The organism is Paraglaciecola hydrolytica (assembly GCF_001565895.1).
Taxonomy (GTDB): Bacteria; Pseudomonadota; Gammaproteobacteria; order Enterobacterales; family Alteromonadaceae; genus Paraglaciecola; species Paraglaciecola hydrolytica.
On sequence record NZ_LSNE01000003.1, the window covers coordinates 508,541 to 521,026 of the forward strand.

Consider the following 12,486-nt stretch of genomic DNA (forward strand, 5'->3'; position numbering starts at 1 on the left):
TGGTTCAATAATGCAAAAGGGTTCGGCTTTATTGTTCCGGATGATGGTGGTGAAGATATATTTGCACATTACTCCACAATCCAGATGGAGGGCTATCGCTCTCTGAAAGCGGGACAAGAAGTAAAGTATGATGTGCAGCAAGGCCCAAAAGGCTTACACGCTGAAAACATAGACTTTAACAGCGAGCCTGAACGCTAACAAATTGACAATTTCATAAAAAAGCAGACTCAAGAGTCTGCTTTTTTTGTGTTATAACATTTAAATATAATTAAAATATTAATGCCGCATTTAAGGTTGCACTTGGACACAGAGCCTGAGTCGCCAACTTATCATCTAGATAATAATATCCACCGATGTCAGCCGGTTTGCCTTGAGTCGCATCAATTTCAGCCATAATTTTGGCCTCATTGTTACTTAACGTTGCAAAAACTGGGGCAAAGGTAGCAGCCAGTTGTGCATCTTTAGATTGAGTAGCCAATGCTTCAGCCCAATACATCGCCAAATAAAAATGACTGCCACGGTTATCCAGCTCACCTGCTCTGCGCAGTGGAGACTTATTATTGGTCAGTAGTTTTTCAGTGGCTTGATCCAATGCAACCGCTAAGGCTTTAGCTTTAGCATTGTCAGTTTTAATTGCCAAATCTTCTAAAGAAACAGCTAGCGCTAAAAATTCACCGAGTGAATCCCAACGTAAATGCCCTTCTTCAACAAACTGTTGCACATGTTTTGGTGCAGAGCCGCCCGCGCCGGTTTCAAACAAACCACCACCGGCCATCAAAGGCACGATGGACAACATTTTGGCACTGGTACCCAATTCAAGAATGGGGAACAAATCGGTTAAATAGTCACGCAATACGTTACCAGTAACCGAAATTGTATCTAAACCACGAATGCAACGTTCCATGGTGTAACGGATGGCGCGCACTGGTGCCATAATAGAAATATCTAAACCATTAGTATCGTGGTCTTTTAGATATTCTGTCACTTTGGCTATTAACTGAATGTCATGAGCACGCTCATCATCTAACCAAAAAATTGCAGGCATACCAGATTGACGAGCACGAGTAACAGCAAGTTTTACCCAATCACGGATTGGTTCGTCTTTGGCCTGACACATACGCCAGATATCACCGTCTTCGACTTTATGTTCAATCAGTACTACTTCGTCTTGGTCGATAATTCTCACTGTACCATTACCTTTAATTTCAAAGGTTTTGTCGTGTGAGCCATACTCTTCGGCTTTTTGCGCCATTAAACCAACGTTTGGCACTGTGCCCATAGTCCTTGGATCAAATGCACCATAGGTTTTACAGAAATTGATCACTTCCTGATAAATCGTAGCGTATGTACTTTCTGGGATAACTGCTTTAGTGTCGTGCTCTTTGCCGTCTGGCCCCCACATTTTTCCTGAGCTACGGATCATCGCTGGCATAGATGCGTCAACGATCACGTCGCTAGGTACGTGTAAATTTGAGATCCCTTTATCAGAGTTAACCATCGCGATCGGTGGGCGATCTGCGTAACAAGCGTTAATATCTTTTTGAATATCAGAACGTTGTGACTCAGGTAAGCTAGCGATTTTGTCGTAAACGCTACCTAAACCGTTGTTGGGGTTAACACCTAGCTCTTCAAACAAAGCAGCATGTTTTTCAAATAAGTCTTTATAAAAGACTTTAACGCAGTGACCAAAAACGATGGGGTGAGACACTTTCATCATCGTGGCTTTAACATGCAAAGAGAACAATACGCCCGTTTCTTTGGCGTCTTCAATTTGCTCTTCAAAAAACTTACATAAGGCCTTTTTGCTCATAAACATGCCATCAATCACTTCACTGGCAAGCAAACTTACTTTAGGTTTTAGTACAGTGACTTTACCCGCATCATCGGTAAATTCGATTCTGACATGGCCAGCTTTGGCCACAGTCACTGACTTTTCAGCCGAATAAAAATCACCACCACGCATATGTGCTACGTGAGTCTGTGAAGCTTGGCTCCACTTACCCATTGAATGTGGGTTGTTTTTAGCATAATTTTTAACGGCAACTGGAGCACGGCGATCAGAGTTACCTTCGCGCAGTACCGGGTTAACCGCACTGCCTAGTACTTTGCCATATTTGTTTAATATGTCTTTTTGCTCAGCCGTGCTGGTGTCTTCTGGGTATTCAGGTAAAGCAAAACCTTTGGCTTGTAATTCTTTAATCGCCGCTTTTAACTGAGGAATTGAGGCACTAACGTTAGGCAATTTGATAATATTTGTATCAGGATTTTGCGTTAATTCACCTAACTCATTAAGGGCATCTGCTACACGTTGTTCGGCAGGTAGATAGTCGGCAAAAGTTGCTAAAATACGAGCCGCCAGAGAAATATCACTTAATTCGATTTCTATCCCGGCCGTTGCAGCAAAACTACGAATAATTGGCAAAAATGAATACGTTGCTAATGCTGGTGCTTCATCAGTTTTTGTGTAGATAATTTTTGACTTGGAAGTCGTCATTGTAAACCTCTTGTAATTGGCAGAGCACTACCATGGTAAAAACAGGCACACGCAAGGCAATTATTAAATAATCCCTTGTGATTGCATAAAAGCGTTTCTGCTCACGTAAAAGTTGTTTTAATACAAAAGCAGCCTAAACAACCTGTAAATAATAACTGGGCTTGTAAGTTAAGTACAAGTTTTGCTTGCATAAAATACCCAAACCACTTGGAAATGCGAGTTTCAGCGTTTCTGAAGGGACTTTATTCTAGGTGAACAGATGCAGGAATGGCATTACCCTTTCAAATCAGTTCAACACCGAAGTAAGTTTCACTCACAAGCGCCGTGCCGGTGAGTTTAAATTCTCACTGAATCCTGCATTTTCAAGTGGTTTGGGTATAATATTGTAAGCACACTTAAAATAAACTATCAGTTGATCGTTAGCTCAATTAGAACTCAGTTATTAATATGTTATCTAAACAAGTCAAAACAAGTCAGGGCACTAAGCCAAACCACCGCCGTGCAGCTAGTAATAATAAAAACGTGACTAGTCCTCGGCGAATCGTGCTGTTTAACAAACCCTTTAATGTATTAACTCAATTTACCGATCAGGCGGGTCGGCAAACCCTTAAAGATTTTATACCCATCGAAAATATATATGCAGCAGGACGTTTAGACCGCGACAGCGAAGGCCTGTTGGTCCTGACTAATGACGGGAAATTACAACATCAACTCGCCTCGCCCCTGACTAAAACCGCTAAAACCTATTGGGTGCAAGTGGAGGGCATACCCGATTTACCGGCTATTCAGGCCTTGCAAAATGGTGTTGAACTTAACGATGGGATGACTAAACGCGCCAAAATAGTGCAAATTGACGAGCCACAACTATGGCAACGTGATCCTCCTGTACGTTTTCGTCAAGCTATCCCAACCTCTTGGTTGGCGATTACACTGACTGAAGGCAGAAACCGCCAAGTCAGAAGAATGACTGCCCATGTTGGCTACCCTACCCTGCGCCTTATCCGCTACAGTATTGGTGATTGGAATATTGAGGGTATTGCAAATGGGCACTACCGCGAAGTGGTTTAAATAAGTAACGCGAAGCGGTTTAAATAAATAACGCGAAGCCGTTTGAATAATAAGAACACGAAGCTCGTTTATTCATGAATAACACATAGCGATATAAGCATAAGTAATTCACTTTTAAAGCCTATTGAGATTAATTCTCGGGGTGATTTAAGCGCTAGTTTTTGCTAGACTTCGCGTCCATTTTTTAAGACTGCAAAATTACTGTTTATATGCTCAGCGCCAAGCCTACTAATTCACCTTCAGACTCCAACGCATCAGAGTCAAGTGCAACCGACAATAGCACCATAAAAGTCATTGTAGGTATGTCGGGGGGTGTCGATTCTTCTGTTTCAGCCTATTTGTTACAACAACAGGGTTTTCAGGTCGAAGGCCTGTTTATGAAAAACTGGGAAGAAGATGACAACAGTGAATATTGTGCAGCAGCAGACGATCTCAAAGATGCACAAGCAGTCGCTGATAAATTAGGCATCAAGTTACACACCATTAATTTTGCCGCAGAATACTGGGATAACGTCTTTGAGTATTTTCTCGAAGAATACAAATCAGGTCGTACCCCCAATCCCGATATCATGTGCAATAAAGAAATCAAATTTAAGGCCTTTTTGGAATTTGCCGCCGAAGAATTAGGCGCAGATTACATTGCCACAGGCCATTATGTGCAACGCTCAGACGTATCGGGCCAATGGCAAATGTTACGTGGCTTAGATGGCAACAAAGACCAAAGTTATTTTTTGTATACCTTGTCTCATGAGCATATAGGCCAAACCCTATTTCCTATCGGTCACTTAGAAAAACCAGAAGTGAGACGTATTGCTTTAGAGCAAGACTTAGTCACCCACGACAAAAAAGACAGTACCGGCATATGTTTTATTGGAGAACGCAAATTCAAAGACTTTTTAGGTCAGTATCTCCCTGCTCAGCCAGGTGACATCGAAACCGCCGAAGGCCAAGTAATCGGTCGTCATGATGGTTTGATGTATCACACATTAGGTCAACGTAAGGGTTTATTGATCGGCGGTTTAAAAGATTATGCAGAAGATCCTTGGTATGTAGTGGATAAAGACGTGGCACGTAATGTCCTTATTGTTGGTCAAGGTGCAAACCACCCCAGACTCTATTCAAAAGGATTAATTGCCAATCAATTACATTGGGTCGATCGTGTAGGCCCTAAAGAGTCGATGCGCTGCGTGGTAAAAACCCGCTACCGCCAAACCGATATAGATTGTCAAATTACTGTATTAGCAGATGGCTCTTTGCAAGTACTATTTGATCAAGCCCAAAAAGCTGTTACTCCTGGACAGTCAGCCGTTTTCTACCTCGACAAGGTTTGTTTAGGTGGCGGCATTATTGAGAATTACTTGCGCTAATATGCTAACTAAAAATTATGCAAACTGAAAATCAACAATATCATTCACGCCATCTGGCGCTAGCGGCAGTTTGTCAGGCTGCGGCCTTAGTTAAACAAATTGCTCGTTCTGGCGAGATGGATCATCAGGCATTTGAATGCAGTATTCGCAGCATTGCCATCACCGACTCATCTGCAACCCTTGACGTTTTTGGCTCAGTTGAGCAATTAAACTTGGGTTTTAGTACCTTACTAAAGCAACTAGGTCATGATGACAAAGCCAAAGATGTCGAAATAACTCGTTATGTTGCAAATCTCTTAGCGCTAGAAAGAAAAGTCACCAGCAACGGCAAAGTGATGCAACAACTGGGTGAACGTATTAGCCAAATTCAGCGCCAGCAATTACATATGGACTTACTAGATTCACAAATGCTCAGTAATCTAGCGGCCATTTATAGTGACGTTATCAGTCCTGTAGCCCGTAAAATTCAAATTGCCGGCAGCCCCGCTTTACTCAAACGCAGCGACAATCAACACAAAGTTCGCGCAATTTTACTAGCCGGACTACGCGCTGCCGTATTGTGGCGGCAACTAGGTGGCAAACGTCGCCAAATTCTATTTAGTCGGCAGAGCATCTTAAGTGCTGCCAAATCCGCTTTAACTCAAACGACAACCGCAAACCAGGAGTGAACATGAACTTATCCGCATTATCTGCAATTTCGCCTATCGATGGGCGCTATGGGGATAAATCCGCTGAATTAAGAACGATCTTTAGCGAATTTGGTTTGTTGAAGTATCGCGTAATTGTCGAAGTTCGTTGGTTGCAAACCCTGGCTGCCGCACAAGGCATTGGCGAAGTGCCAGCCTTTAGTCAAAGTGCTAACGAAGTACTAGACAGCATCGCCAATAATTTTAGTGAGGCTGATGCCCAGCGCATTAAAGATATCGAACGTACTACTAATCACGACGTTAAAGCGGTTGAATACTTCTTAAAAGAGCAAGTGGCGGCCCACCCTGAATTACACGCAGTTAACGAATTTATCCACTTTGCTTGTACCTCAGAAGACATAAATAACTTATCCCATGCACTGATGTTAAATGAAGCGCGTAATGAAGTTATCCTGCCATATTGCGATAAGTTAATTAACGAAATCAAACGTTTAGCCATTGAACTTAAAGCAGTACCTATGATGGCTAGAACCCATGGACAACCCGCTACGCCGACCACCATGGGCAAAGAAATGGCTAACGTGATGATCCGTTTGGAGCGTCAGCGTGAGCAAATTTCTGCTGTTAAGATGCTGGGTAAAATCAACGGTGCCGTGGGTAACTACAATGCTCACTTAGTGGCTTATCCTGAATTTGATTGGCATAGCTTTGCGGGTGAGTTTGTCACTAGCTTAGGTATTGAGTGGAATGCATTTACCACTCAGATTGAACCTCATGACTATATTGCCGAATTGTTTGATGCCATCGCGCGTTTTAATACAATTTTGTTAGATTTTGACCGTGACGTTTGGGGTTACATTGCCTTAGGTCACTTCAAGCAAAAAACCATCGCCGGTGAGATTGGCTCATCTACCATGCCACATAAAGTTAACCCCATAGATTTTGAAAACTCTGAAGGTAACTTAGGTTTAGCCAACGCCATGTTCAGTCATTTGGCCGCTAAACTACCTGTGTCACGTTGGCAGCGCGATCTAACTGACTCTACTGTTCTACGTAATCTTGGTGTGGGTGTAGCCTATTCTGTTATCGCTTATCAGGCCTCACTTAAAGGGATCAGCAAATTACAAGTTAATGCCCCTAGTTTATTGGCTGAACTAGACAATAACTGGGAATTATTAGCTGAGCCGGTACAAACTGTGATGCGCCGTCATGGTATCGAAAAGCCTTACGAAAAACTTAAAGAGTTAACTCGTGGCAAAAAAGTCAACCAGCAGATCATGGCGGAGTTTATTGATTCGTTGGAACTTCCTGAAAACGTAAAAGTACAACTAAAAGGCGTCACGCCAGCCAATTATATTGGTAGAGCCATTGCTTTTGTTGAACAGCTTGAAAGTAAATAAGCTTAAAATTAATTTATTTTTTCGGTAAAAATTAAATCCGCAAAACGATGGCGTTGACTACACTTAGTCACGCCATTGGTTTTTTAAAGGGATTTAAAAATGCTCAAACAATGTCTAAAGATATGGGTGCGCTCAGGTATCGCACGCTATCCACATGAATACTTCACACCGGTACGTCTTACCAACATTATTGCTTTTCTGATCATTGTGGTGTCGTGTTGTCAAATCCCTGGTGCATTGTGGTTTTGGCAAGACACTGGCAGCAGCCAATTTGTGATCAGTAGCGTGAGCATCGTTTTGCTCTGTCTCGTGCCTTTATTAAATCATCAGGCAAAATACACTTTCGCAAAAATAGTCTTAATATCCATCTACATAGCTAACCTTCTTGCCACCAGTTGGTTATGGGAAATTAACCTGTATATCCATTTTTTCTACTTACTGGCTGTGGTGTGCTGTCCCTTCTTTTTCATCGAAACAGAAAGCCGTTTAAAATGGTTTTATTCCATGCTCTTTATTATTTTGTTTATGAGTACCGAGATTTATTATCAGCTTTTTGATTTGCAAGATCACACAGCAGCCCAACAACTATTCAAGTTTTCCAGTGCCTGTTTATTAGCCTTAGCTTGTGTACTGTGTAGTTATCATATTCAAAAGAATGTGGCGCGCAGTTGGCACAAGCTCGCCCTAGAGAAAAAACGCTCAGAGCAGCTATTGCTAAACATTTTGCCCAATAGCATCGCACAGCGTCTGAAAAATTCGACTAACTTAATTGCCGATTATTTTGCTCAGGCCAGCATCTTGTTTGCTGACATTCAAAACTTCACACCACTGTGTAAACGCATGGATCCACAAAAACTGGTTTCCTTGTTAAATGAATTATTTTGCCAATTCGACGTATTAGCCCAGCACTATGGATTAGAAAAAATTAAAACCAACGGAGACAGCTATATGGCGGCCTGTGGATTACCCAATGCCAACGCCCAACATGCCATTCAATGTTGCGAGTGTGCGCTGGATATGCAGGATGAATTCGAACGTTTTAGCGAGGCTCATAAGCTGCAAACCGGTCTACGGATTGGTATCGGCTGTGGTGAAGTAGTGGCGGGAGTTATTGGAAAAAACAAATTTAGCTATGATATGTGGGGAGAAGCCGTAAACTTAGCCTCACGTATGCAGAGCCATGGTGAGAGTCATAAAATTCAAACCACACAAGCAACCTTTGAGCTCACCCGACATTTATTTAATTTTATAGAACGTGGGCAGATTGAAGTCAAAGGTGTCGGTCAAGTCACCACTTACTGGTTAATTAGCCGTAAATATTAAGTCTTTATTACATTAAATTTTTTATTAGAGTAACTATGTACCAAATTAAAAATTTCGACGTCGATGTATTTTTAAGCGAATACTGGCAAAAAAAGCCCCTATTAATTAAACAGGGTTTTAGCCATTTTCAAGATCCACTGGATGAACACGAATTAGCTGGACTCGCCCTCGAAGAAAACATTGATTCCCGCGTGATAAGTTTAAAAAGTAAAAAATGGCAAGTTGCTCACGGGCCCTTTGAGGATATTAATCAACACTGTAAAGGTGCATGGAGCTTGTTAGTGCAGGCGGTTGACCAACATGTACCTGAAGCTGACGAATTAATGCGTGCTTTTTCGTTTATCCCCCATTGGCGCATGACTGATTTAATGGTGAGTTTTTCTAATGAAAGTGCAGGGGTTGGCCCCCACATCGATCAATACGATGTATTTATCGTACAGGGTAAAGGTACAAGGCGCTGGCAAATAGGTTTGCCCGGCGATTATAGCAATAAAGTCCCCCACCCCGAGCTTAAACAAATCACTGAGTTTGAACCCATCATTGACGAAGCATTGCAGCCCGGCGACATTATTTATATCCCCCCCCATCATCCCCATAACGGTGTTGCGCTGGAATATTGCATGAATTATTCGGTTGGCTTTCGGGCTCCATCGGCACAAGAACTGCTATCGTCTTTTAGTGACTTTAGTCTTGAAAATAACTTATTTACTCAACGCTACTTGGATCAAAAAATCACACCAAGGAAGCATCCTAGTTCTATAAAACTGCAAGAAATTGCGCAGTTTAAACAGATGCTGCACCAAGCTATTGATTCGCCAAACTGCAGCCAATGGTTAGCCGAATACTTAAGTACCAACAATCGCGCAAACAAAGATGAAGAAGATCCCAGCGAAGCCTATAGCATGGAAGAAATTAGCGAATTACTGGCTGATGGACAAACTTTTGTACGTGAGCCGGGCATAAAGCCAATATTTATTGAAAGCCAAGAGGCTGAAAACAGTGACTTTATATTTTATATTGAGGGTCAAGCCTTCCACTGCCCAGCAAATACCGCGGAATTTGTACAAAATTTTCTGAATTCAGCTGTTTTTAACGCTGAAAATGGCCTGCCTCAGGAAATTTGTTTATTTTTTAGACAAACCCTGACTACACTTGTTAACTCAGGATATTGGTTTCCTGAGTAATCGGAGTCACTTTATGACGTTTATTGTAAAAAACGTCGACTGGGGAAACGAGCAACACAAACTTCGCAAGATAAGAGAAAAGGTATTTGTTTGCCAATGGCGTATTCCATGGGAATACGAATTTGATCACCAAGACAGTGGAGCATTTCACGTATTGGTGGTCGATGAAAACGACCAAGAAGTAGCGACTGGTCGTATTACTCCGCAAGGAGAAATAGGTCGCATAGCGGTTGAACCTCAATATAGAGGGCCAGAACTGTACCAAGCACTCTTTAGCGCACTGATTAAAATTGCAGAACAAATTGGTCTGCAGGATGTATTAGTGCATTGCGAGTTGGAAGGTGTAGATTATTATCAACAACAGGGATTCCGACCGGTCGGTTCGGTGTTTATGGATGCAGGTATACCACGTCAAGGTATGCAATGTAGCCTGTCAAATTTTTCACTCAGTCGAGTGGAATTAACGCACTAAGGCACACCAGGGCAGATTAAGAATTACGTATTATCTTATTTGCCCTAGTGGCTTTTATCGTTTAATTGCTGAATATATACCCCAAATATTTGAAATTGTACGGAGGCAAGGGAGCTCAGCCCCATGAGCTTAACCGCACTAAGTCATTAGGGTGAGTGAGTGTAGCCAACAAAGGTTGCTTGGGTTTAAACTTATTTTTTCGTACCACAACCACAACTTGTTGTAGCCGGCTGTTCTTTTAAACCACCCTCAGCCCAATTTTTTAACTTACTGGTTTTACCTATACCAGGGTTAAACGTATTGGTGGGATCTAAGTCCTGATAAAAATCTTTCAGTGCCGCTTTCGCAAAATACTCATGCCCGACATTATGCTCAGCGGGATATTCAGCTTGGCGTTCATCAAAAGTTGCCAATAATTTTTCTTTTAAGGCCTTGGCATCCACACCTTTTTTAAGAATATAGTTTTGATGCATAACGTGGCAAAACAAATGACCGTAGTAAAACTTGACTGCCATTTGCTCTTCTAATTCAGCAGGTAAGGTTTCATACCACTGGGTATCATTGCGGCGTAAAGCGACATCTAGGGTCATCAATGATCCCAGCTTTTTGCTATTCATAATGTGATAACGGCCAATCGCCCCGCCCGCCACAAAACGATGCAAAATCGCTTTTTCGCCTTCCTTAGGCGTACACTCAAAATAATCCCCTTCATTTTCTTTAAAAAAGCTTTGCAGGTAAGCGCGAGCCTCATCAACGCCATCGTTGTTCATCTCTAGGATCCAATGATGTTGATATTTATCCCGATAAGCTTCCATCTTAGAAGGTAAATGGTTAGGCCATAAATAGCTCATGTACTGCATGATGTGATCAGACATTTTATTTGGCAAAAAACTAAACTTATCAGCGATGCGATCCACCGTGCGTTTAAGCGCAAACAGTTTAGGGATATAAGCTGAACCTAACTTATCGATCACCACAAAAGTGTCTTTGCCATATTTTTTAGCCGCATCATAACAATCACGATGGATATACTCGCCCGATACAGGCAAGGTCTTAAAACTCGACAATACATCACGGCGTATTTTTGTTAGTACGTCAGCATCATTGGTGCCTATGTAAAAAACCTGCTGCTTTTTGGCGATAGGAAAAGTATCGATACGCACGGCAAACACCGCTAACTTACCCGCACAACCTGAAGATTGGTATAAACGACGGCCATCATTATTAAAGCGCGATGGCGTTGCGGCATCGACATCTCTAACACGTTGGTGATACTCATCATCCGACGCGCGTTTTTGCGGAAATTGCACATCATCCTTGGTATAAAGTTGCCCTTGCAACTTAGTCAGAATTTCTTCTGGGCTAGTGCCCAATTCAATGCCTAGATTGTTAACTAAGCTTAACTCACCTTGTTGATCGATTTGCGCATACAGAGAGAGTTCGGTATAGGCAGGGCCTCGTTGCACTAATGCACCACCGGAATTATTACAAATACCACCCACAATTGAGGCACCAATACAGGATGAACCAATCACGGAATGAGGTTCGCGGCCATAAGGAGCCAACACCTCTTCTAAGCCAAATAAAGTGCTACCCGGCAAACCGATAATTTGTTTGCCATCATCAATTAATTGAATTTGATCAATACGCATCGTGCTAACGATGACGATAGGACGATCATAGTCTTTACCATTTGGGGTAGAGCCCCCCGTTAATCCCGTATTCGCAGCCTGCATAATAACGGCAACATCAGCCGCCACACAGGCCTGTAGTACCTGCCAAATTTCAAGCAAAGTGCCGGGCCTTACAACCGCTAACGCTTCGCCTGAACCAAAACGAAAACCTTTACTGTAAGCTTGGGTTTTTGAACTGTCGGTCAGCACATAGGATGCCCCCACAGCGGCACTAAGTTGTTGAATAAGAGCATGATTGGTGGCGTGTTCAGACATAGGACTTCTCTGGGTGACTATAGGGATTAACATGCATATATACCCTTCATTCTTGAAATTGCACCTTTGTAGGCTGGACTCATTCGCCGCCGCCGTGCAATTCCAATGATTTTGGATATCGGTTAAATAACAAAGTTGCTGCAGTATACCTTATGCCACAAGCGTTGATGAATTGAAGTTAGGCTATTTTAGAAATTTTTAGCTAGGCACAATAATCACAAGTTATATGGCAAAGCCATGTTTACTGCATATTCACAAATAGTTTGTAACATCTGAAATGAGCGACAAAAAGTTCAACTGTTATACTGCGCTAAATCCTTTTGTATTTGAGACCAAAATGAAGAAAAAATTCAGAATTGCATTAGGCGGCTTATTTGCTCTTGTAGGCATTGTATTTTTTATTATTCCAGGTTCAATGTTGGTATTAATTCTTGGCCTGATGATGCTTAGTTATGACTTACCCAAAGCGCGCACAGCCTTACGTTACTGCCAAAACGCTATGAGCAAATCAGCCCGCAAACTTGATGCTTATTTATTGCGCCGAAAACTCGGTAACTAAGATCTAACAGATTATTCCACTCA

Annotated in this window: 11 protein-coding genes; 9 read left to right on the plus strand and 2 right to left on the minus strand. The window is 42.2% G+C overall.

Translation table 11 applies throughout. The features are described from left to right. On the plus strand, positions 1-198 hold a 198-nt coding region (locus AX660_RS04815), incomplete at its 5' end, for a cold shock domain-containing protein (protein ID WP_068373312.1). 70 nt (positions 199-268) lie between these two features. Here AX660_RS04815 and AX660_RS04820 read toward each other — a convergent pair. Beyond that, positions 269-2,494: an NADP-dependent isocitrate dehydrogenase gene (locus tag AX660_RS04820; RefSeq protein ID WP_068373315.1), complete on the minus strand. Its 2,226-nt coding sequence runs from the start codon at positions 2,492-2,494 to the stop codon at positions 269-271. A gap of 447 nt (positions 2,495-2,941) precedes the next feature. Here AX660_RS04820 and AX660_RS04825 point away from each other — a divergent pair, with 447 nt between their 5' ends. The 7 genes from AX660_RS04825 to AX660_RS04855 all read left to right on the plus strand — a co-directional run bounded on the left by AX660_RS04825 (position 2,942) and on the right by AX660_RS04855 (position 9,955). After that, positions 2,942-3,562, plus strand: a complete 621-nt coding sequence (locus tag AX660_RS04825) for a pseudouridine synthase (RefSeq protein WP_082768739.1) — start codon at positions 2,942-2,944, stop codon at positions 3,560-3,562. A 209-nt stretch (positions 3,563-3,771) separates the two neighbouring features. Further along, entirely contained in the window at positions 3,772-4,929 is a 1,158-nt protein-coding gene (mnmA, locus tag AX660_RS04830; RefSeq protein ID WP_068373318.1) for a tRNA 2-thiouridine(34) synthase MnmA, read from the plus strand. A 17-nt stretch (positions 4,930-4,946) separates the two neighbouring features. Beyond that, a complete protein-coding gene (hflD, locus tag AX660_RS04835) occupies positions 4,947-5,597 on the plus strand; it encodes a high frequency lysogenization protein HflD (protein WP_068373321.1) in 651 nt (216 codons plus the stop codon). A gap of 2 nt (positions 5,598-5,599) precedes the next feature. Next, the gene (gene purB, locus AX660_RS04840; RefSeq protein ID WP_068373324.1) at positions 5,600-6,976 is read left to right on the plus strand and encodes an adenylosuccinate lyase; all 1,377 of its coding nucleotides are present in this window, start codon (positions 5,600-5,602) and stop codon (positions 6,974-6,976) included. Between the two features lie 99 nt (positions 6,977-7,075). Continuing rightward, positions 7,076-8,299 carry an adenylate/guanylate cyclase domain-containing protein gene (locus tag AX660_RS04845; protein WP_068373327.1) on the plus strand — a complete coding sequence of 408 codons (1,224 nt, stop codon included), beginning with the start codon at positions 7,076-7,078 and terminating at the stop codon, positions 8,297-8,299. Between the two features lie 35 nt (positions 8,300-8,334). Beyond that, positions 8,335-9,483 (plus strand): cupin domain-containing protein, encoded by a 1,149-nt coding sequence (locus AX660_RS04850; RefSeq protein WP_068373331.1) that lies wholly within the window; start codon positions 8,335-8,337, stop codon positions 9,481-9,483. A gap of 13 nt (positions 9,484-9,496) precedes the next feature. Beyond that, positions 9,497-9,955, plus strand: coding sequence for a GNAT family N-acetyltransferase (locus tag AX660_RS04855; RefSeq protein ID WP_068373333.1), 459 nt, complete (start codon positions 9,497-9,499; stop codon positions 9,953-9,955). Positions 9,956-10,146: 191 nt separating this feature from the next. Here AX660_RS04855 and dld read toward each other — a convergent pair whose 3' ends face one another. Next, positions 10,147-11,904, minus strand: a complete 1,758-nt coding sequence (gene dld / locus AX660_RS04860) for a D-lactate dehydrogenase (RefSeq protein WP_068373336.1) — start codon at positions 11,902-11,904, stop codon at positions 10,147-10,149. A 337-nt stretch (positions 11,905-12,241) separates the two neighbouring features. Here dld and AX660_RS04865 point away from each other — a divergent pair, with 337 nt between their 5' ends. Then, the gene (locus AX660_RS04865; RefSeq protein ID WP_068375208.1) at positions 12,242-12,463 is read left to right on the plus strand and encodes a tellurium resistance protein TerC; all 222 of its coding nucleotides are present in this window, start codon (positions 12,242-12,244) and stop codon (positions 12,461-12,463) included. Positions 12,464-12,486: the final 23 nt, after the last annotated feature.